Source organism: Streptomyces sp. SID13726 (assembly GCF_010548375.1).
Classification (GTDB): domain Bacteria; phylum Actinomycetota; class Actinomycetes; order Streptomycetales; family Streptomycetaceae; genus Streptomyces.
This window is the reverse complement of the sequence record NZ_JAAGLY010000010.1, coordinates 53,955-74,342: the sequence shown is the minus strand read 5'-3', so window position 1 is coordinate 74,342 and position 20,388 is coordinate 53,955. Positions and strand designations below refer to the sequence as shown.

Below are 20,388 nucleotides of genomic sequence, written 5' to 3'. Positions count from 1 at the left end.
CGTGGACCATGTGGTGGGGAGTGGCGGCGGCCCTGTTGGCGAACACCCTGTACAGCCTCGGATTCGTGCTGGAGAAACGGGCGTTGAGCTCCCTGCCGGAGGTGACGATCCGTCAACCCCTGAAGCTGCTGGGGCTGGTGCTGCGCAGCCCGCTCTGGATCGGGGGTTCGCTCTCGCTGGCGGCCGGGTTCGGGGCGCAGCTCGCGGTGTACCGGACGCTGCCGATCGCGGCCGCGCAGGGCATCTTCGTCTCCGGTCTGGTGCTGCTCGTGCTGCTGTCGGCGCGGCTGCTGGGCGAGGAGACGACCGGGCGGGAGCGGTACGCGCTGGGCGCGATCCTCGCCGCGCTGCTGATGGTGGTGCTGTCGCTGAAGGAGGGTTCGGACCGGGTCAGCCGGGACGCCCCGTATCCGCTGATCCTGCTGGTGTGCGTGCCGTCGCTGGTGGCGGGCGTGTGGCTGTACGGGTCCGCCGAGCGGCGCACCCGGCACCGGCACCGCATGCCGACGACCGGCGTCGAGTACGGCGTGGCGGTGGGTCTGCTGTACGGGGTCAGCTCGCTGGCGATCAAGGGTGTTTCGAGCTACCTGACCTCAAGTGGCCTGGGCAGTGCGGTGGTTGAGCTGCTGGGGTCGCCGTATCCGTATCTCCTGTTGTTCACCGGGGCGTTCGGCCTGGTGATGTCGCAGGCGGCGCTGCAACGCTGCCGGGCCTCGCTGATCGTGCCGGTGTGCACGACGGTGACCTGTCTTTACACGGCGGTGCTCGGCACGCTCTCGTTCGGCGAGTCCCTGCCCCACGACCCGCTGCGGCTCGCGCTGCGCCTCGCGGGCACGGTGCTCGCCGTCGCCGTACTGCTGAGCATGCCCAAGCATGATCCGGCGCCTCAACCCTCCCTCGGTGCCAAGGAGTTGACACCCCCATGAACCCCGACGACCCGCTGCTGCGGATCCTGGCATGTCCGCTCGACAAGGGCCCCCTGCACCTCGTACCGCCGGACGAGGCCCTCTACAACCCGCGGCTGCGCCGCCGTTACCCGATCGTCGACGGCATTCCGCAGCTGCTGCCGGCCTCCGGTGAGCAGGTGACGGACGACGAGCACGAGGATCTGCTGAAGCGCTGCGCCGGGGGTTCTCCCCGCACTCCCGGGGCGACTCCATGACCGGACCCGCGCGCACCTGGGCGGCGAGAGTGGCCCCCTATCTGCCCACCCGTCTCGTCGCGGCGGCGGCGCGGGCCGTGTATCCGCGCTTCGAACCGGAGTTGGCGCGGCTGGCCGACCTGTGTCCGCCGGACTGCGGGACGGCGGTGGACGTGGGCGGCTGGTACGGGCCGTGGACGCGGCGGCTGGCCGGGCGGGCGCGGCGGGTGGTGACCGTCGAGCCGGTGCCCCATCTGGCGCGGCTGCTGACCTCGGCGGCCCCGGCGAACGTCCGGGTCGTGCAGGCCGCCGCCGCGGACCGCCCCGGCATCGCCCGGCTGTGGCTGCCGCCCGGCGACGAGGGCGACCGCGGGGTGTCCTCGCTGGTCCGGCGGGACATCCACGGCCGGGCGCTGGACGTGCGCTGTGTCACGCTGGACGAACTCGCCCTGAAGGACGTCGGGTTCATCAAGATCGACGTGGACGGCAGCGAGCTGGCCGTGCTGCGCGGGGCGACCGGCATCCTGGCCCGTGACCGGCCGGCGCTCTTCGTCGAACTGGAGTCCCGGATCCAGCCGATCGGCCCGGTCGTCACCTATCTCTCCCTCCTCGGCTACGAGGGCTGGGTGCTGCCCCGCACGACCTGGGTCCCGCTCGCCGCGTTCCCGTTGGAGGCGCATCAGGAGAGGGCGTCGTACGTCGTCACGCAGGGGCTGTTGCGCCGGGTGCTGCCCTTCCTGCGCCGTCCCCGGTACATCAACTCGGTGCTCTTCCTGCCCGACGGGCGCAGTCCCGGTGTCAGTGCGGTGGGGGACGATGGGGAGCATGTCCTCCGGAAAGCCCCCGGCTAGCCCCTTCACCGTCCACGACTTCCAGCTGGTCCTGCTGCGCCGCATGGCCGACCACAACCCCGACCTGGTGGCGGACGCCCGGCAGACCCTGGGTGCCTCGATCGCGGACATGCGCGAGGCCAACAAGCGGTGGCAGGCGATGGTGCGGTCCCCGCGAGCCCGGGCCGCCGCATCCCGCTACCGCTCCATCCTCGGGGCCCCCGAGACGGTCCTCACCCGCAAGATCGGCGACCTGGAGTGCGAGGCCTGGCTGTGGCCGGTCCCCCTCTGGCCCACCCTCCGCTTCGAGGCCCTGCTCGCCCCGAACGGCTCGACGGTGTGGAACGAATGGCTGGTCCGGTCCCCGGACGCCGAGGGCCCCGAACTACGCACCCTGGAAGACCTCACCCCGTGGTCCTGCACGGTGGACGAAGCGGCCCGGGCCTTCCCCCCGGCCCGCCCCCTGGAGGGCACGGCCCCGACCCGCTGGGGCCTGACGTTCACGGCACCGGACGGGACGGGGGCGGGGCGGGAGGTGGTGGCGGAGTTCACTTGGGGGTTGCTGCAACGGGTGACGGTGCGCTGAGCACCCCCGCTCTTTCAGGGGTACGACCCCGCCGGAGCGTGCCCTACAGGGCCGGCACGCCGGGGTGGACCAGCTCGACGCGGTCCCGCTCTGTGTACATCTCCCAGTAGAGCTGGGCGAGATCGTCGGGGTCGACGACCGGGAACGCCGCGGCCAGCTCGGGGTCGGTGACCTGCTCGGCCAGGTCCGCCATCTCGCTGCGGGAGATCATCGCGGCGATGGAGAGGCTGCCGGCGTAGATGCCGGCGTCGGCGAGTTCGGCGTTGAGGGAGTACAGGTAGTTGCGGGCTGCCGCCATGACCGGGCCGACTCCGCTGAGCCGGGGCATGGGGTGGGCGGCCGAGGCGCCCGTGGTCAGCAGGAAGGCGCCGTCGCCGCGCTCGGTCCACTCCGGCAGTACGGCGCGGACGACCTCCACCGGTGTGAGCAGGAACAGCGGGATGCCCTTCTCCAGGACGGTGGCGTCCACCTCGACGGCCGGGGTGAAGGTCTGGTCGTTGCCGATCGGGCCGTACTCGATCACGTCGATACGGCCGAAGCGCTCGCGGACGGCCGCGACCAGGGCCGGCATCTCGGCGGGCCGGGACAGGTCGGCGGTGAAGCCGGCCGCCTCCACGCCCTCGGCGGTGAGCTGCTCGACGAGCCCGTCCAGACGCTCCTTGCGGCGCGCCACCAGGGCGACCCGGAAACCCTCGCGGGCGAAGCGGCGGGCGACGGACAGGCCGAGACCGGTACCGGCTCCGAAGACGGCGATGACTTTGGACATGGCTGCGCTCCAGTTATCTTGACAGCAGGGTCAACTTACGGACGACCGTAACATGGAACTTGACCCATGGGTCAAGTTGCGTCGCCGGGGAGGATGGGACCATGGGGAACGCCACGTCAGGAACGGGAGGAGCGAGCGGATGCGGGCCGACGCGCAACGGAACGCGGAGAAGCTGCGGGCTGCCGCCGCCGAGCTCTTCCAGGAGCGCGGGCTCCATGTGCCGCTGAAGGAGATCGCCCGGCGGGCCGGGGTGAGCCACGGCACGCTCTACAACCTCTTCGGCAGCCGTGAGGCGCTCATCGACGAGGTGGTGACCGACCTGGCGGCCGAGCGCCTCGACGAGGTCGCCCAGCAGGCGCTGGCCCGCGAGGACGCCTGGGACGGGTTCGCGTACTACATCGAGAAGCTCTGCGAGCTCCAGGCCACCGACCCCGCGCTCGCGGACGTCGTCAGCGGCCGCTTCCCGGGCACCGAGCGCCTCATGACCGTGTGCGGCCGCGCCCAGGAGGCCTCGCACCGGATCCTGGAGCGGGCCCGGGAGTCCGGCGCGCTGCGCCCCGACTTCACCGGCGAGGACCTGACGTTCACCCTCGCCGCCAACGCCCTGCTGGTCCGCGCCGCCTCCGACGCCGTCCCGGGCGCCTGGCGCCGCGGCGTCGCGTTCCTCCTCGACGGCCTGCGCACCGAGGCCGCCCACGGCCCCCTGCCCACCGCCCCACCGACCAAGCAGCAGGTCTACGACGTGATGGGCAGGCTGGGCTCATTCAACGGCAACGGCAACGGCTGACCGGCGCCGGAGGATGCGCCCGGTTCAGGCCGCCGTCTCCACCACGTCCGCCACCACGCAGCTGACGTTGTCCGGGCCGCCGGCCGTGTTCGCTGTGTCGATCAGGTGGTGGGCGGCTGTGGCGGGGGCGGGGGAAGAGGTGAGGAGGTGGTGGATGGTGGGGTCCGGGACGACTGTGCTGAGGCCGTCGGAGCACAGGAGGTAGCGGTCGCCCGGTTCCGCGTCGTGCAGTTTCAGGTCGGGGGTGCCGGTCGTGAGGGACTTGAGGAGCAGGGTCCGTTGCGGGTGGGAGGCCGCCTCCGTCGTTGTCAGTCTGCCCTCGTCGATCAGTGACTGGACCACCGTGTGGTCATGGGTGATGCGGAACAGGGTGCCGTCGCGCAGGAGATAGGCGCGTGAGTCGCCGATGTGGACCAGGGCGAGGCGGGAGCCCGTCCAGAGCAGGGCGGTCAGGGTCGTGCCGTTCTCGTCGGTGCCGGCGGCCACGTCCCGTACCGCCTCGCTCGCGTCCCGCACGGCGTCCTCCAGGAGGTTGAGGACGTTGCCGGCCGGGAGTTCGCCGGTGTCCAGGAAGCGCAGGGCGGCGACGGCCGCGTGGCTCGCCGGGGCGCCCGCCGGGCCGTAGCCGTCGGCGACCGCGAGCAGACGGGCGCCCGCGTAAGCGGTGTCCTGGTTGGCGGGGCGGACCCGGCCGGGGTCCGAGTGGGCGAAGTGGCGCAGTTCGAGCACGGGGGTGTCCTTCCTGGGCTCCGTCGTCAGTTCGTCGACGAGGAACGCGGCCAGATCCCGTCGTACGGCCGTCTCCGCCTCGACCTGTGCCCAGTACGCGCGGATCTCCGCGGCGGCCCCGGCGGGCGGGAGGGCGGACACCGTACGGATACGGGCCAACGGCATGCCCAGCCGCCGCAGCCACGCCACCAGACGGGCCCGCTCCAACTGGTCCCGGTTGTAGTAGCGGTAGCCGGTCTCCGGGTCCACGCGTGCCGGACGCAGCAGCTCCAGCTCGTCGTAGAGCCGCAGCGCCTTCGGTGACAGGCGGCACGCGCGCGCGAAGGCGCCGATCGTCAGCCACTCCATGCGGCCTCCTTCGTTCCTCGTTCCCGATGGTGGGGCTTCACCGTGGGGGAAGGTAAAGGGGGTTGCCACGGTTTCCCCGGCGGCGGTTAGCCTGCGGGTCGCAGCCGTACCGGAAGGAAACCGCCGTGCCCCGAGTCGCCCTCGTCACCTACGACCCCCGTCCCGAGCCCAGCAAGGACGCCGACCTGCCCGTGCTGGTCGCCGCGCTGCGCGAGGCCGGGGCCGAGGCGGACGCCGTGTGCTGGGACGACGGTGACGTCGACTGGGCCGGCTACGACCTCGCCGTCATCCGCTCCACCTGGGACTACAGCTGGCGGGCCGCCGAGTTCGTGGCGTGGGCAGAGCGGTGCGGCAAGGTCACCCGGCTCGCAAACCCCGCGGACGTCGTGCGCTGGAACACTGACAAGCGGTACATCGGCGAGCTCGCCGAGGCCGGGGTGCCGGTGGTGCCGACCCGGTACCTCGCGCCCGGCGACCCGGTCGCGCTGCCGGACGGGGAGTACGTCGTGAAGCCCACCTCGGGCGCGGGCGCGCGGTACGCCGCTCGCTACACGTCCGAGCAGCACGACAGTGCCGTACGACATCTGGAGCGCATGCACGCCGAGGGGCTGACCGCGATGGTGCAGCCGTACATGCGGGGCATCGACGCGGGCGGCGAACGGGCGCTCCAGTTCTTCGGCGGCCGACTGCTGCACGCCAGCCGCAAGCGGGCCGTCCTCGCGCGCGGCACGGCCTTCGACGCGGACAAGGTCGCCCACCCGGGCCTGGAGCAGTGGACCCCGGCCCCGGCCGAACTCGCCGTCGCGGAGCAGGCCCTGGCCGCCGTACCGAACGCGCCGGAGCTGCTGTACGCGCGCGTGGACCTCGTCGACGGGGAGGACGGACAGCCGCGGGTGATGGAACTGGAGCTGGTCGAGCCGAACCTCTTCCTGTTCCTGCACCCGGGGTCGGTGGGGGCGGTGGTGGAGGGGGTGCTCGCGGCGGCCCGGGGGTGAGACGAGCGACCCGGGGGTGAGGCGGGCGGTCCGGGGGTGGGGCGGGCGGTCCGGGGGTGGGGCGGGCGGCTGGAGCGGCCTGGCCTGGGCCTCCTTGCCGCGCGCGCCGCTCCGCTACTGTTCCTCGTCCGGCTCCCAGTCCAGCAGCCGTACCTTCGCCACCGTGCGGACATGGCGGCGCATCGCCGAGGCCGCCTGGCCGGGGCGTTGCAGGGTGATCGCGTCGAGGATCGCGCGGTGCTGGGCGAGCGAACGCTCGGGCCGGTGCGGCTGGCGCAGCGACTCCGTGCGGCTCTCGGCGATCTGGTCGGCGATGGAGCGCATGAACTCCGCGAGCAGGGCGCTGTGCGCGGCGGCCGTCACCGCCGCGTGGAAGAGGCGGTCGCCCTCGATGCCGTGGCCGCCGTCCTCGATCTCCCCGGCCATCCGGGCGAGCGCCATCCGCATCTCGGTCAGGTCCTCGTCCGTGCGGCGCTCGGCGGCCAGTTCGGCGAGCTTGGTCTCCAGCGCCTCGCGGGCGTCGAGGACATCGGGCAGGCGCCGGCGCCGCTCGACCATCCTGTCGACGGGTTCGACGTCGAGGCTGTCCCGGACGAGATACGTCCCGCCGCCGTGCCGCGCCTCGACCAGTCCCTGCACCTCCAGCACGACGATGGCCTGCTTCACGGAGGCGCGGCTGACGCCGAGGCGGGTGGCGAGGTCGCGTTCGGGCGGGAGCCGGTCGCCGGCCTGGAGCCCGGCCTCGCCGACGTACTGGCGCAATCGGTCCAGCACCTGCTCGTAGAGGCGTGGCTTGGTCATGGGACGCAGGGCGTCGGTCACGGGTCCCCCTCTCGTTCGTCGGGAGAGTAACACCGGGTGGGGCGGCCGGTGCGGCGGCTGGGGAGGCGCCTGTGGACAAGTGGCTGAGTGGTCAATTGGCTAAGTGGCTCAGCCAATTTTGCGCGATCCCTTGACGCGCCGCACAGTCCCCAGCACGCTAACCAGCCATCCCCCCATGTGGCTGAGTGGCTCAGCCAATTCACCACCGAGCCATTCATCCACTCAACCGCTCCGGGGCCCAACGACGGGAGCCCGTATGTCCCCCGAACTCATCTCGATCCTCGTCCTCGTCGTGGTGTTCGTCATCGCCACCACCCGTTCCGTCAACATGGGCGCCCTCGCCTTCGCCGCCGCCTTCGCCGTGGGCGAGCTGGTCGCCGACCTCGACGCGGACGGCATCTTCGCCGGCTTCCCCGGCGACCTGTTCGTCGTCCTGGTCGGCGTGACCTACCTGTTCGCCATCGCGCGGGCCAACGGCACCACGGACTGGCTCGTCCACGCGGCCATCCGGCTGGTGCGCGGGCGGGTGGCGCTGATCCCGTGGGTGATGTTCGCCCTCACCGGCGCGCTGACGGCGATCGGCGCGGTCAGCCCGGCGGCGGTGGCGATCGTCGCGCCGATCGCGCTGAGCTTCGCCGTCCGCTACGGGATCAGCCCGCTGCTGATGGGCGCGATGGTGGTGCACGGCGCCCAGGGCGGCGGCTTCTCGCCGATCAGCATCTACGGCACGATCGTCAACGGGATCGTCGAGCGCGAGGGCCTCCCCGGCAACGAGGTGTTCCTGTTCCTCGCCTCGCTCATCGTCAACCTGGTCATCGCGGGCGTGATGTTCGTGCTGTTCGGGGGGCTGAAGCTGTGGTCTCAGGGGGCGGTGCCGGTGGATGGGGACGGTGGTGGCCCGGAGGACGCCGGCTGCTCCGGCAACTCCGGCACTTCCAGCGCCTCCGGTGCCTCCAGTGCCTCCAGTGCCTCCGGTACGAGCCTCAAGCCCACCGGAACCACCCCGGCCACCAGCACCTCCGGCACCACCAGCCCCACAACCACCGCCGTAGCCGACCGGCCCGACTCCCCCGCCCCCCCCCGCCTCACCCCCGCCCGTATCGCCACCCTCACCGCCCTGGTCGCCCTCGTCGTCGCCGTGCTCGCCTTCGACCTGGACGCGGGCCTCACCTCGATCACCCTCGCGGTGATCCTGAGTGCCGCGTGGCCGGAGGACAGCCGTACGGCGGTCGGGCAGATCGCCTGGTCCACGGTGCTGCTGATCTGCGGTGTCCTGACCTACGTGGGCGTGCTGGACGAGATGGGCACGATCAAGTGGGCCGGTGAGGGCGTCGGCGGCATCGGGGTCCCGCTGCTGGCCGCCGTGCTGCTGTGCTACATCGGCGCGATCGTCTCCGCGTTCGCCTCGTCCGTGGGGATCATGGGCGCGCTGATCCCGCTGGCGGTGCCGTTCCTGGCGCAGGGTGAGATCGGCGCGGTCGGGATGGTGGCGGCGCTGGCGGTGTCGGCGACGGTGGTGGACGTGAGCCCGTTCTCGACGAACGGCGCGCTGGTGCTGGCCGCGGCACCGGACGTGGACCGCGAGCGTTTCTTCCGGCAGTTGATGATCTACGGAGGCATCGTGGTCGCGGTGGTACCGGCGGTGGTGTGGCTGGTCATGGTCGTGCCCGGGTTCGGGTAGGACCGACGGGTGGCCCTCGGCGGCAGCACGGCAACGACAGTTAAGGAGTTCGACGCGTGTCCTCTCTCTTCCCGGCCCTGACCGGTGACTCGGCGGGGCGGGTCGCCCTGCGGTTCGGCGACCGCTCCCTGACGTACGCGCAGCTCGCGGCGGCGACCGGCACCCTGGCGGCCCGTATCGCGCCGTACGACCGGGTGGCCGTGTGGGCGACCGCGGAACTGGAGACCGCGGTGGCCGTGGTGGCGGCGCTGGAGGCCGGTGTCGCCGCGGTGCCGCTCAACCCGAAGTCCGGGGAGAAGGAGCTCGGGCACATCCTCGGCGACAGCGCGCCCGGCCTGCTGCTCGCGGCACCGGGCGCCGAACTGCAGGCAGCGGTGGCCGACTTGGAGCGCGTCGACATCGACGTGCACGGCACCGGAGGCATCGCGCCCGAGACCTCGGCGCAGGACGCCGACCCCGCCCTCGTCGTCTACACCTCCGGCACCACCGGCCCGCCGAAGGGCGCGGTGATCCCCCGCCGTGCCGTCGCCACCACGCTGGACGCCCTCGCCGACGCCTGGCAGTGGACCTCTCGGGACGTCCTCGTGCACGGCCTTCCCCTGTTCCATGTGCACGGCCTGGTCCTCGGCATCCTCGGCCCGCTGCGGCGCGGCGGCTCGGTCCGTCACCTCGGCCGGTTCAGCACGGAGGGCGTGGCCCGGGAGCTGAACGACGGCGCGACCATGCTCTTCGGTGTGCCGACGATGTACCACCGCATCGCCGAATCCCTGTCCGAGGAACCGGAGTTGACGAAGGCGCTGGCCGGTGCCCGGCTCCTCGTCTCCGGTTCGGCGGCGCTTCCGGTGCACGACCACGAGCGCATCGCGGCGGCGACCGGACGCCGGGTCGTCGAGCGGTACGGCATGACGGAGACCCTGATGAACACCAGTGTGCGCGCGGACGGTGAGCCGCGCGCCGGGACCGTGGGCGTGCCGCTGCCGGGGGTGGAGCTGCGGCTGGTGGAGGAGGACGGAGCGCCGATCCCGTCGTACGACGGCGAGACGGTGGGTGAGATCCAGGTGCGCGGACCCAACCTGTTCACCGAGTACCTGAACCGGCCGGACGCGACGGAGGCGGCGTTCACGGCGGACGGCTGGTTCCGTACCGGGGACATGGCCGTGCGGGATCCGGACGGCTACGTCCGTATCGTCGGCCGGAAGGCCACCGACCTGATCAAGAGCGGGGGTTACAAGATCGGGGCGGGCGAGATCGAGAACGCGCTCCTGGAACACCCCGAGGTGCGGGAGGCGGCCGTGACCGGGGAGCCGGACCCGGACCTGGGTGAGCGGATCGTGGCGTGGATCGTCCCGGCGGCCCCCCAATCGCCGCCGCAGCTCGCGGAGTTGGCCGACCACGTGGCCGCGCGTCTCGCCCCGCACAAGCGCCCCCGGGTCGTCCACCATCTCACCGCCCTGCCCCGCAACGACATGGGGAAGATCATGAAGCGGGCGCTGCATGCCTGAGCGCCCGTCCGCACGCGAGGTGGTCGCGCTGGTCGCCGACGACTTCGCCGAAATCCCCTACCCGGCACGGCAGTCGAAGCCGGACGGCCCGCTCGGCTGGCAGGGCTACGACGCCTCGCGCGCCCGCGCCGCCGAACGCACCGGCGAGGAGGAGTCGGTCGTCTGCGGCACAGCGACCGTCGAGGGCACCGAAGCCGTCCTGATCGCCTTCGAGTTCGGCTACCTCGGCGGCTCCCTGGGCGAGCGCACCGGCGACCGGCTGGAGGCGGCGTACACGTACGCCCGTGAACACCGGCTCCCCGTCGTGCCGTTGGTCGCCACCGGCGGCAGCCGGATGCAGGAGGGCATGCTCGCCCTCACCCAACTCCAGCGCGTGGCCCGCCAGTCGGCGCTCACCCGGGAGGCCGGGCTCCCCCAGATCGCGGTGCTCCGCGACCCGACCACGGGCGGCGGCTGGGCCACGCTGGGCGCCGGCGCGGACGTGATCCTTGCGCTCCCCGGAGCACAGGTGGGCTTCGCCGGCTCCCGGGTCCGTCCCCCGGACGCGGACCCGTCGGCGTACACGGCGGAGGCGCAGGTGGCGGCGGGGGCGGCGGACGCGGTGGTGCCCGCGGCGGAGCTGCGGACGACGCTGGGGTTGTGGCTGCGGCTGCTGTCCTCGGGGGTGGGCGAAAGGGCGAGGGCGGCGGGAGGGGAAGCACCGGGCGCGGGCTCGGCCAGAGCCACGCATACGACTACGCACATCACCGCCCCCGCCCCCGTCCCCACTCCTGTCCCCTCCTCCCTGGCCACCATCGACCTCCCCACCACCGGATGGCACGCGGTCCTCCGCGCCCGTTCCCCCGACCGGCCCCGTGCCGAGGCCTACCTGGACGCCTGTTTCACCCGCCGCGCCGCGATCTCCGGTGACCGTTGCGGCGGCACCGACCCGGGCATGCTCTGCGGCTTCGGTGAGCGGGACGGTCGTACCGTCGCGTACGCGGCGCAGGCCGGTACGGCGACCCGCCCGGCCGGCTACCGCACCGCGACCCGCCTGATCCGCCTCGCCGAGCGGCTGGGCATCCCGGTGCTCACGCTGGTCGACACCCCGGGCGCGGCCAACGACGCCGAGGCCGAGCGCCAGGGCGCGGGTGCCGCGATCGCCGACCTCTTCGTCACGGTGGCCGCCGCCCGCACTCCGATCACCACCCTCCTCATCGGCGAGGGCGGTTCCGGCGGGGCGCTCGCCCTGGCGGCCCCCGGGAACACGTACGCCACCCCCGACAGCTACTTCTCCGTCATCGCACCGGAACTCGCCGCCGCGATCCTGAAGCGCCCGCCGCGGGACGTGGAGGTGACGGCGGACCAGCTGCGGATCCAGCCGCAGGACCTGGTGGAGCTGGGGGTGGTCCGGAGCGTGGCACGTCCCTCGGCCGATGAATAGGTGTGACCCCACGTCAGAACATTTACGCCAGACTTATATCGGGCATAACAGACAAAAACCCCCATTCAGCCGCACCCCACCCGGCCCCCTAATAAAGGCGCCCCCTCCCCCAACCCCCGCACGATGCCACTAGGCCCGTCACTCGACGCGGCCCACGGTCTGTGCTCTCGGGAGGACCTGCCATGACCGCCAGTCTGGAGCAGCTGCGCCGCTGCCACTTCGCCGTCGACCTGGGCGCGGCGAGGACGCGGGTGTACGTGAAGGGGGCCGGGCTCGTCGTCGACCAGCCGTCGGCCGCCGCCGTGAACACCAAGACCGGCGCGCTGATCGCGGTCGGCGAGTTCGCCGAGAAGATGACGGGGCGTACGCCCGACTACATCCGGGTCGTGCGGCCCGTCTCCGGTGGGACCGTCGTCGACATCGAGATGGCGCAGCGGATGCTGCGGCACCTGCTCGGCGACAAGATCCGCAGGACACTGCGGCGCAAGCCGCGGCTGCGGGCCGCCGCCTGCACCCCGCACGACGCCGACCCGCTGGCCCAGCGCGCGGCCATCGAGACGCTCGTCGGGCTCGGGGCGCGCCGGGTGGAGCTGGTGGACACGCTGATCGCCGCCGCCGTCGGCTGCGGACTGCCGGTCGAGCGGCCCGAGGCCACCATGATCATGGTGTGCGGGGCCGCCGCGACCCAGGTCGCCGTGCTCTCGCTGGGCTCGATCGTGACCGCCGAGCGGATTCCGGTGGGCGGCGAGGCCGTGGACCACGCGATCGTGCAGCACCTGCGCCACGAGCACGAGCTGATGCTGCCCAGTCAGTCCGTACGACCGTTGCAGCTCGCTCTCTCCGGCAACGGGCTCACCCCGCAGGGCCCCGCCTCCACCGAGATCCACGGCCGGGACGTGGCCACCGGGCTCGCGCGTTCCGTGCAGGTCGACACCGCCGCCGTCCGGGACGCGATCGAGACCCCGCTGACCGCCGTCCTGGACGGTATCGGCCGGGTGCTGCGCAACTGCCCGCCCGACCTGGTGGCCGACCTCGCCGACCGCGGGATCATGATGGTCGGCGGTTCCGCGCTGCTCCCCGGGCTCGACCAGATGCTGCGGCACGCCACCGGGATGCCGGTGCACATCGCCGAGCGGCCCGACGTCTGCGCCGTACAGGGACTGGGGTACATGCTGGAGGGCCGTATCGAGCCCATCACGCTCGACCCGCTGGCCACCTGAAGCCGCGGGGGATGCCCGAGGCCCCGCTGCCGCCGCTCCTCGAAGCCGTCCTCGGCCTCGGCACCGATCTCGAACTGCGCACCACCCTCCAGCACATCGTGGACAGCGCCGCCGAGCTGACCGGCGCCCGGTACGCGGCGCTGGACACCACCGACCCCGGGCAGGACGGGCTCAGCGCGATCCGCACACCGGGGCCCGCGCCACGCTCGGCGAGCGGGATCGACGTACCCATCCCGGTGCGCGACGGCGTCTTCGGCACCCTCCGGCTCTCCGGCGGGCGGGATTTCACCGCGGCGGACGAACAGTTGCTGCACGTCCTTGCCGCGCAGGCCGGCATCGCGATCGGCAACGCCCGGCTCTACGAGGCCGCCCGGCAGCGCGAGCGCTGGATCGAGGGCGCCGCGGCCGTCACCACCGCGCTGCTCACCGGGGAGAGCGCGGCCGACGCCCTGATGACGGTCGCCGAGCAGGCCCGCATCCTCGCCGACGCCTCCGCGGGCGTCGTCCTCCAGCGCACTCCGGAGGGCGGCATGGAGATCGTGACGGCGTCGACGTACGACGATCCCGGCGACATCGTCGGCACGACCATCGCGCCCGGCAGCGCGGTCCTGGAGCAACTCCTCGGCGGGGAACCGGTGTTCATCGACGACTCGGCGACCGACCCCCGGATGACCACGCATGTACGGCACCGGTTCGGGCCCAGCATGATGCTGCCGCTCCAGGCCGACGGCACCCTGATCGGCACCCTCGCGCTCCCCCGGCGGCGCGGCGACCGGCCGTACACCTCGGTCGAGCGGCACATGGCGGTGCGGTTCGCCTCGCAGGCCGCGCTCGCCCTCGTCCTCGCCGACGCCCGGCACCACCGGGAGCGGCTCGCGGTGTACGAGGACCGCGACCGGATCGCCCGTGACCTGCACGATCTCGTCGTCCAACGGCTCTTCGCCACCGGCATGATGCTGGAGTCGACCCAGCGCCGCTGCCCCGCCGCCGAGGACGAGGTCGAGGGGACCCTCGGGCGGGCGGTGGACGAGCTCCAGTCGACGATCCAGGAGGTCCGCACAGCGATCTTCACGCTCCAGCAGCCGCCCGCCGACGCGCCGACCACCTTCCGCGGCAAGGTCCTCAAGGAGACCGCGGGCGCCGCCGCCGTCCTCGGCTTCCAGCCGTCCGCCCGCTTCACCGGCGCCGTCGAGACCCTCGTCACCGACCAGGTCGCCGGCCACCTCCTGACCGCCCTGCGCCGCGCCCTCGCGGAGGCGTCCCGCCGCCCCGGGGTCTCCCGCATCGAGGTCACGGTCGACGTGACGGCCCGCCTGCCGGACGGCCGGGACGGCGTACGCCTGACCGTGCACGACGACGGCCCCTCCCCCACGGCCGTTTCCGGTACGACGGTCAGCTGGCGGTCCCCGCTGTGAGGACCGGTGTCGGGCCGGACCTGCGGGCGGACGTCCCCCACACCGCGCGCAGCGCGCCGCACACCTCACCGACCGTCGCCCGGGCCAGCAGCGCGTCCTTCATCGGGTAGAGGACGTTGTCCGCGCCCAGCGCCGCCTTCCTCAGCCGCGCGAGCGCCGCGTCGACCTGCGACTGCTCCCGCCAGGCACGCAACTTGCAGAGCCGCTCGGCCTGTTGGGTCCCGACGGAGGGGTCCACGTGGAAGGGCTCGTACGGCTCCGGTCCACCGGGGTCCGTCCGCGGGACCGTGATCGTGCGCCATCCCGGGATCTCGGCCCGGCAGTAGCCGAAGAGGTCGTCGCTCAGCCGGAGGGAGGGTTCGGGCGGGAAGATGTACGGGCCCCACGGCACGCCGTTGCGGATCGCGCCCGTGAGGCGGTCGGCGGCAACTCCCTGTTCCTCCGCGACCAGTTGGTACAGGAGCAGCAGGACCGCGGCCGGGGCGTCGGCCGTCATCGATGTCGACACCTCGCCCAGCGGGATCCCGCCGAACAGCACCCGCATGTCGTCGATCGAGTCGACCGCCACGCCCGCTCTGCCGACCTCGCCCCGCGCGGCCGGGGTGTCCGAGTCGTGGCCCGTGCGGGTCGGCAGGTCGAAGGTGACGGACAGCGCCGTCGTGCCGTGGGCGATCAGCTGCTTGAAGCGGGCGTTCCACCCCACCGCCGTACCGAAGCCGGCGCACGTCGGCTCGTCGGGCGGCCCGGCCTCAGGGTCATGTGTCATGACTGCTTGCCCGCCCTCGGGGTTCGGTGATCCATTCCAGCCGCTCCGGCGCCTCGATGCTAGAAACGGCCCTGATCCGGACCAACCCCTACCAGTCCCTTGAATCCGTGCCGCGATCGCGACTCGGCGGGGGTCGATCGCCCACCATGGCCCGGGAGTCGAAGCCGAGGCAGGGAGGTCGAGGGCCGTGGGAATCGTCGTCGTGGGTGCGGGGGCCGCCGGGGTGCAGAGCGCGGTGGCGCTGCGGGAGCGGGGGTACGCGGGACGCCTGACGCTGGTCGGGGGTGAGCCGCACCGGCCGTACGACCGGCCGCCGTTGTCCAAGGCCCGGCGGCGGGGGCGGGGGCGGCGGGCGGACGTGGTCTTCGACGTGGACTTCGCCGGCCTGGACATCGAGGTGCGGGCCGGGGTCACGGCGCTGGGGCTGCGGACCGGGGAACGGCAACTGGTCACTTCGGCGGGCGAGTTGCCGTACGAGACGCTGGTGATCGCGACGGGCGCCGACGCGGTGCGGCTGCCGGGCGACGAGGGGGCGTACGTGCTGCGGACCCTGGACGACGCCGAGCGGCTGCGTGAGGTGCTGGTGGCGCGGCGGGACGTGGTGGTGATCGGGGCCGGGTGGATCGGGGCCGAGTTCGCGACGGCGGCGCGGGAGGCGGGGTGCCGGGTGACCGTGGTGGAGGCCGGCGAGGGGCCGCTGGCCGGGGCGTTGCCCGGTGCGGTGACCGCGCCGATGGCCGGGTGGTACGCGGAGGCCGGGGCCGAGTTGCGGACCGGGGTGCGGGTGACCGGGATCGGGGGCGGCGGGGTGTCGCTGGCGGACGGGAGCCTGGTGCGGGCGGACGCGGTCGTGGTGGGGGTGGGCGCGCGGCCCGCCACGGGGTGGCTCGCGGGGTCCGGGGTCGCGCTCGGGGCGCGGGGCGAGGTGCTGGCCGACGCGTTCCTGCGGGCGTCGGTGCCGGGGGTGTACGCGGTCGGGGACTGTGTGTCGTTCCCGTCGGGGCGCTACGGGCAGCGGCTGATGGTGCATCACTGGGACAACGCGCTCCAGGGCGCCCAGGCGGTCGCCGCGCAGGTCGTGGCGGGCGGGGAGGGCGCGCCGTACGATCCCGTGCCCTACTTCTGGTCGGAGCAGTTCGGCCGTTTCGTGCAGTACGCCGGGCAGCACGGGCCGGGGGACGCGGTGGTGCGGCGCGGGGTGCCGGACGGGGCCGGCGGGTGGAGTGTGTGCTGGTTGCGCGGGGATCGTGTGACAGCGGTACTGACGGTGGACCGGCCGCGCGACCTTGCCCAGGGGAGGCGGTTGATCACCGGGGCGACCCCGGTCGATCCGGCGCTGGTGGCGGACGCGGAGGTGGCGCTCAAGTCGGCGGTGGCACCCGGGTCGGCCGTGCGGACGGTTGTCGGGGCCGGATCCTGAACAGGATCCCCGACAATCCGTGGCGCGTCCGTGTGGCCCTACTCGCCCCGGAGTGAATACAGTTGAGCCACCAGGGGATCTCATACCAGTCGACCGGTTTTACAATGGTCGGTGTGGGACCAGAAGCAGACGGGGGACACGGAGCGAGGGAGTACTCGGATGGTCAAGCAGGAGCGCGCGGAGCGCACACTGCGGCGGATCATCTCGGCCGCCGCCGACCGGTTCGAGGAGAACGGGTACAGCGGGACGAGCCTCGACGACATCACGCGCGCCGCGGGCGTCTCCAAGGGCGCGTTCTATTTCCACTTCGCGTCGAAGAAACAGGTCGCGGACGCGGTCATGGAGCACTCGCAGGGGCTCCTCGAAGATCTGATCGACTCGTCCGGGCTGCCGGACGAACCCGCGTTGCAGCGGCTGATCGACCTCACGCACGGGCTCAACCGGCTGCTGCACAGCGAGCCGACGGTGCGGACGGCGCTGCGGTTCCACCGCGAATGGCCGGGCCGGGAGCCGGAGTTCGACCACTACGCGCTCTGGTACGGCGCGGTCGGGCGGTTGCTCGGGGACGCGGCCAAGCACGGGGAGCTGAGCGACGAGGTGCCGGGCGGCGCGGAGCGGGTGGTCGCCATGGTGACCCTGTTCTCGGTCGAGTCGCTGACCGTGCGCGGGATCCGGCGGCCGGAGACGGCCCAGCAGGTCACCGACCTGTGGGACGTCCTGCTCGCGGCGGTCGCCACGGGGACGGCGGGGCCGGTGCTGCGGACCCGGGAACCGGCGCCCTGCGAGGTGCGGTGACCGGGCCGCCCGCCGCGACGGGGCAGGGTGAGCTGCGGCAGAGCGCGGTGAGTGGTGAGCGGTGAGCGGTGAGCGGTGAGCGGTGACGGAGCATGGTGAGCCGCGACCGAGCGCGGCGAGCCGTAACCGAGCAGACTGAGCCGCGACCAAGCACAGCGAGCCATGACCGAGCGCGGTGACACGTGACCGAGCACGCCGAGCCATGGCCGAGCGCGGTGACACGTGACGGCGGCCCCGGGGTTCCCCCGGGGCCGTCTCCGCCCGTCCCGACTGCTGTTCGGCGCCCACCAGTTCACGCGTACCGGTGCGCGCGCCGCCCTCCGGGCGGAAGTCCGCCAGCCCGCGCGGCGCGATGACCGGCGCGCCACGACCGCACCATAGGGACACCTGACGGCAACCCCAAGGTCCCGGAAGCCGTCTTCACCCGCCCCAACCGCTACTCCGCACCCACCAGTTCACGCGTACCGGTGCGCACGCTGCCCTCCGGGCGGAAGCGGACCAGTCGGCGCGGTGGCACGATGCTGGGCAGGAGCAGTTCCCACATCAGGGTGGTCTCCTCGCTCAGGTCCGCGCGTCCGCTGAGCACCTGGGAGCTGAGCTGGAGCCCGGTCCAGGAGCCGACGATCAGCCGGGCCACCCGGCCGGGGTCGACGTCCGCCTTCACGTCCCCGCGCTCCTGCGCCTGCACCAGGCAGCCCCGGAAGAGCTCGATCCAGCGGGTGTAGGGCTCGCTGACGATGCCCGTCTTGGAGCTCTGGTCGATGACCAGCCGGATACCGGCCCGCACCCGGACGTCCTCCACCAGCTGCCTGGCCATGGTGTGCAGGGTGTCGATGACGGTCTGCACCCCGGGTTTCTCGTCGCCCGACGACGGGTCGAGGACCGAGAACTGCTCGTCGATGAGGGCCTGGGCGAGCTCCTCCTTCGAGGCGAAGTGGAAGTAGAGCGCGCCCTTCGTCACCCCCGCCTCCTTCACGATGTCACCGAGCGTCGTCCCGTGGTAACCCTCGGCGTCGAAGGCGCGTGCCGCCCCGTCGAGAATGGCCGCCCGAGTGACCTCCGCACGTTCCTGCCTGGCCATGCATTCAACCCCTTCGCTCCGTAACCCGTACCAGTTTGCCTTCCCCCCTCACAAAAAACCAACTAACTGGTACTGTTTTGCCGCGGCGCCCTACCGGGCCTCTAGTTCGTCCAGCTCGACGTTTGTCCTGCTCAAACACGTTCTCAGGAGGCAATCATGCGCGTTTCCCCGCTCCTTGACCAGAAGGATTCCGCGTCGTTCGACGCTCCCGAGCTCTTTCTCCAGTCCGTTCCGCGGACCATCGTCCACCGTGCCGCCGTCTCCGAAGTACTGGCGACGGGACTGCGCCGGGTGGGCGAGGACCACTTCCAGGTCGGCGTCCAGTGGCCGCGCAGCCACTCCTACTACGGCCGGGTCGCCGGCCGCTGGCACGACCCGATGCTGCTCGCCGAATCGATCCGTCAGGCGCTCCTGGTGATCGCCCACCAGGAGTACGAGGTGCCGATGGGGCACAAGTTCCTCTCCAGCAGCCTCGACTACCGCATAGAACCGCGGGGCGCCCGGCTCACCGAGCGTCCCGCGCACATTCTGCTGGACATCCGGTGCCGCAACATCAAGCGGCGCGGACGCACCATCGGCGCGATGGACCTTGAGGTCGACTGCGTGCGCGACGGCGAACTGGTGGGCTCCGGCGCGATCTCCGCGCAGTGCGTGCCCGAGGCCGCCTACCGCAGACTGCGCGGCGAGCGGGCCGGCAACGAGCCCGTGCTGCCGGTGCCGGACTCCGTCATCCCCCGGCTGGTGGGCCGCACCTCGGCCTTCGACGTGGTCCTCGGCGTCACCAACATGGACCGCGTGTGGACCCTGCGCTACGACCACGACCACCCGGTCCTCTTCGACCACCCGGTCGACCACGTGCCGGGCATGGTGCTGATGGAGGCCGCCCGCCAGTCCGCGCTCGCCGTGCTCGGCGAGGCCGACGGTCTGATCGTCGCCTGCGACTCGGCCTACCAGAAGTACGTCGAGTTCGACAGCGCCTGCCTGGTGACCGCCACCCCGCGCCCCGCCACCGGCACCGGCCCGCGCGCGGTCTCCGTCAGCTTCAACCAGGGCGGCGCCACGGCCGCCACCTGCGAGGTGCAGATCCTTGCTGTCTGACACGGTGAGCGGACGGCCTGCCGTACTGGTCGTGGGCGGTACCGGATTCATCGGCGGCGCCGTCGTACGGGAGCTGCTGAGACCGACCGCGACGGGAGCCCCGGCCGCCGACCTGACGGTGCTGTCGCGGCGAGAGCTTCCCGGGTGGATGACGTCGGCGGGTGCGCGGAGGATACCCGGCGACCTCATGAACCCCGAGAGCCTGCGCGACTGCGCCGAGGGCGCGGACACGGTGCTCCATCTGGCCAGCTACGTCGGCCGCGACCCCGCCCTGTGCGAGGCCGTGAACGCCGAGGGCACCCGGGCCCTGGCCCGCGCGGCCCGCGGCTCCCGGCTGCTGTACGTCTCGACCGCCTCGGTCTACGGCACGGGACCGCACCGCGGGGTCCCGGAGGGCCGGCTGACCCCGGCCCCGGCCTCGGCGGCGAGCGCGTCCCGGCTGCGGGCCGAGGAGACGGTGCGGGAACGCGGCGGGATCGTGCTGCGGCCCAACCTGGTCTACGGCCCCGGCGACCGCTGGTTCGTTCCGCTGCTGCTGCGGCTGCTGCGCAAGGTCCCGGTGTGGGCGGAGGGCGGGCGGTCCCGCAGTTCGCTGGTCAGCGTCCAGGAACTCGCCCGGATCGTCGGGGAGTTCACCCGGTCCGGGTGGACGGACGCCGACCGGGGCACCGTCTACCACGTCAACCATCCGCGTCCGGTGACCGCGCGTTCGATGAGCACCCAGCTGTGCCGGGGGCTCGGCCTGCCGGCGCCCTCGGCGGATCTGCCGCGGTCCGCGCACTGGGAGCTGTGCTCGCGTGTGCTGCCGGAGCTGACGCACCATCAGCACGCGCTGCTCACCGACGACCACTACTACGAGAGCGGTCGGGTCTGGGAGCGCCTCGGCATCGAGCCCGGGCCCGGCTTCGGCGCCGGGCTGGTGGCCGGACTGCCTTGGTACCGGAAGCAGTTGGCGAACACGCGCGTGGTCTGAGCGACGGCCG

At 72.8% G+C, this 20,388-nt stretch carries 20 protein-coding genes; 15 read left to right on the top strand and 5 right to left on the bottom strand.

Annotation, left to right across the window (positions count from 1 at the left end; all coding sequences use genetic code 11):
- Positions 1-20: 20 nt before the first annotated feature.
- The 4 genes from G3I78_RS25735 to G3I78_RS25720 are packed head-to-tail and all read left to right on the top strand — an operon-like array spanning position 21 to position 2,557.
- On the top strand, positions 21-926 hold the full coding sequence (locus G3I78_RS25735) for a hypothetical protein (protein WP_164428972.1): 906 nt from the start codon (positions 21-23) through the stop codon (positions 924-926).
- Between the two features lie 53 nt (positions 927-979).
- On the top strand, positions 980-1,162 hold the full coding sequence (locus tag G3I78_RS25730) for a Trm112 family protein (RefSeq protein ID WP_343243853.1): 183 nt from the start codon (positions 980-982) through the stop codon (positions 1,160-1,162).
- On the top strand, positions 1,159-1,992 hold the full coding sequence (locus tag G3I78_RS25725) for an FkbM family methyltransferase (protein WP_164428598.1): 834 nt from the start codon (positions 1,159-1,161) through the stop codon (positions 1,990-1,992). The genes G3I78_RS25730 and G3I78_RS25725 overlap by 4 nt, the downstream gene beginning before the upstream one ends.
- Entirely contained in the window at positions 1,958-2,557 is a 600-nt protein-coding gene (locus G3I78_RS25720) for a hypothetical protein (protein WP_164428596.1), read from the top strand. The genes G3I78_RS25725 and G3I78_RS25720 overlap by 35 nt, the downstream gene beginning before the upstream one ends.
- Before the next feature lie 43 nt (positions 2,558-2,600).
- Here the strand turns inward: G3I78_RS25720 and G3I78_RS25715 are convergent, their stop codons facing one another.
- Positions 2,601-3,323 carry an SDR family NAD(P)-dependent oxidoreductase gene (locus tag G3I78_RS25715; RefSeq protein WP_164428594.1) on the bottom strand — a complete coding sequence of 241 codons (723 nt, stop codon included), beginning with the start codon at positions 3,321-3,323 and terminating at the stop codon, positions 2,601-2,603.
- A 139-nt stretch (positions 3,324-3,462) separates the two neighbouring features.
- Here G3I78_RS25715 and G3I78_RS25710 point away from each other — a divergent pair, with 139 nt between their 5' ends.
- On the top strand, positions 3,463-4,110 hold the full coding sequence (locus G3I78_RS25710) for a TetR/AcrR family transcriptional regulator (RefSeq protein WP_164428592.1): 648 nt from the start codon (positions 3,463-3,465) through the stop codon (positions 4,108-4,110).
- Between the two features lie 24 nt (positions 4,111-4,134).
- Here G3I78_RS25710 and G3I78_RS25705 read toward each other — a convergent pair whose 3' ends face one another.
- Complete coding sequence (locus tag G3I78_RS25705) at positions 4,135-5,187, bottom strand: MerR family transcriptional regulator (protein WP_164428590.1); 1,053 nt, start codon at positions 5,185-5,187, stop codon at positions 4,135-4,137.
- Between the two features lie 125 nt (positions 5,188-5,312).
- On the opposite strand from G3I78_RS25705, the gene G3I78_RS25700 reads away from it, so the two are divergent.
- Positions 5,313-6,182 (top strand): hypothetical protein, encoded by an 870-nt coding sequence (locus G3I78_RS25700; RefSeq protein WP_164428588.1) that lies wholly within the window; start codon positions 5,313-5,315, stop codon positions 6,180-6,182.
- Positions 6,183-6,296: 114 nt separating this feature from the next.
- Here the strand turns inward: G3I78_RS25700 and G3I78_RS25695 are convergent, their stop codons facing one another.
- Complete coding sequence (locus G3I78_RS25695; RefSeq protein WP_164428586.1) at positions 6,297-7,004, bottom strand: FadR/GntR family transcriptional regulator; 708 nt, start codon at positions 7,002-7,004, stop codon at positions 6,297-6,299.
- Between the two features lie 256 nt (positions 7,005-7,260).
- On the opposite strand from G3I78_RS25695, the gene G3I78_RS25690 reads away from it, so the two are divergent.
- The 5 genes from G3I78_RS25690 to G3I78_RS25670 all read left to right on the top strand — a co-directional run bounded on the left by G3I78_RS25690 (position 7,261) and on the right by G3I78_RS25670 (position 14,245).
- Positions 7,261-8,685, top strand: coding sequence for an SLC13 family permease (locus G3I78_RS25690; RefSeq protein ID WP_164428584.1), 1,425 nt, complete (start codon positions 7,261-7,263; stop codon positions 8,683-8,685).
- A gap of 56 nt (positions 8,686-8,741) precedes the next feature.
- Positions 8,742-10,187 (top strand): acyl-CoA synthetase, encoded by a 1,446-nt coding sequence (locus G3I78_RS25685; protein ID WP_164428582.1) that lies wholly within the window; start codon positions 8,742-8,744, stop codon positions 10,185-10,187.
- A complete protein-coding gene (locus tag G3I78_RS25680) occupies positions 10,180-11,610 on the top strand; it encodes a carboxyl transferase domain-containing protein (RefSeq protein ID WP_164428580.1) in 1,431 nt (476 codons plus the stop codon). The genes G3I78_RS25685 and G3I78_RS25680 overlap by 8 nt, the downstream gene beginning before the upstream one ends.
- Before the next feature lie 182 nt (positions 11,611-11,792).
- Complete coding sequence (locus G3I78_RS25675; protein WP_164428578.1) at positions 11,793-12,830, top strand: rod shape-determining protein; 1,038 nt, start codon at positions 11,793-11,795, stop codon at positions 12,828-12,830.
- Positions 12,831-12,841: 11 nt separating this feature from the next.
- Positions 12,842-14,245, top strand: coding sequence for a GAF domain-containing protein (locus G3I78_RS25670; protein WP_164428576.1), 1,404 nt, complete (start codon positions 12,842-12,844; stop codon positions 14,243-14,245).
- On the opposite strand, the gene G3I78_RS25665 is transcribed toward G3I78_RS25670, so the two are convergent.
- Positions 14,223-15,011, bottom strand: coding sequence for a methylmalonyl-CoA mutase family protein (locus G3I78_RS25665; protein ID WP_164428574.1), 789 nt, complete (start codon positions 15,009-15,011; stop codon positions 14,223-14,225). The genes G3I78_RS25670 and G3I78_RS25665 overlap by 23 nt on opposite strands.
- A gap of 187 nt (positions 15,012-15,198) precedes the next feature.
- Here G3I78_RS25665 and G3I78_RS25660 point away from each other — a divergent pair, with 187 nt between their 5' ends.
- The gene (locus tag G3I78_RS25660) at positions 15,199-16,431 is read left to right on the top strand and encodes an FAD-dependent oxidoreductase (protein WP_164428571.1); all 1,233 of its coding nucleotides are present in this window, start codon (positions 15,199-15,201) and stop codon (positions 16,429-16,431) included.
- Between the two features lie 159 nt (positions 16,432-16,590).
- Positions 16,591-17,226 (top strand): ScbR family autoregulator-binding transcription factor, encoded by a 636-nt coding sequence (locus tag G3I78_RS25655; protein ID WP_164428569.1) that lies wholly within the window; start codon positions 16,591-16,593, stop codon positions 17,224-17,226.
- Between the two features lie 436 nt (positions 17,227-17,662).
- Here G3I78_RS25655 and G3I78_RS25650 read toward each other — a convergent pair whose 3' ends face one another.
- Positions 17,663-18,307 carry a ScbR family autoregulator-binding transcription factor gene (locus G3I78_RS25650; protein ID WP_164428567.1) on the bottom strand — a complete coding sequence of 215 codons (645 nt, stop codon included), beginning with the start codon at positions 18,305-18,307 and terminating at the stop codon, positions 17,663-17,665.
- A 156-nt stretch (positions 18,308-18,463) separates the two neighbouring features.
- On the opposite strand from G3I78_RS25650, the gene G3I78_RS25645 reads away from it, so the two are divergent.
- Both G3I78_RS25645 and G3I78_RS25640 read left to right on the top strand, forming a co-directional pair.
- On the top strand, positions 18,464-19,405 hold the full coding sequence (locus G3I78_RS25645; protein ID WP_164428565.1) for a ScbA/BarX family gamma-butyrolactone biosynthesis protein: 942 nt from the start codon (positions 18,464-18,466) through the stop codon (positions 19,403-19,405).
- Positions 19,395-20,378 (top strand): NAD-dependent epimerase/dehydratase family protein, encoded by a 984-nt coding sequence (locus tag G3I78_RS25640; RefSeq protein WP_164428563.1) that lies wholly within the window; start codon positions 19,395-19,397, stop codon positions 20,376-20,378. The genes G3I78_RS25645 and G3I78_RS25640 overlap by 11 nt, the downstream gene beginning before the upstream one ends.
- Positions 20,379-20,388 lie beyond the last annotated feature (10 nt).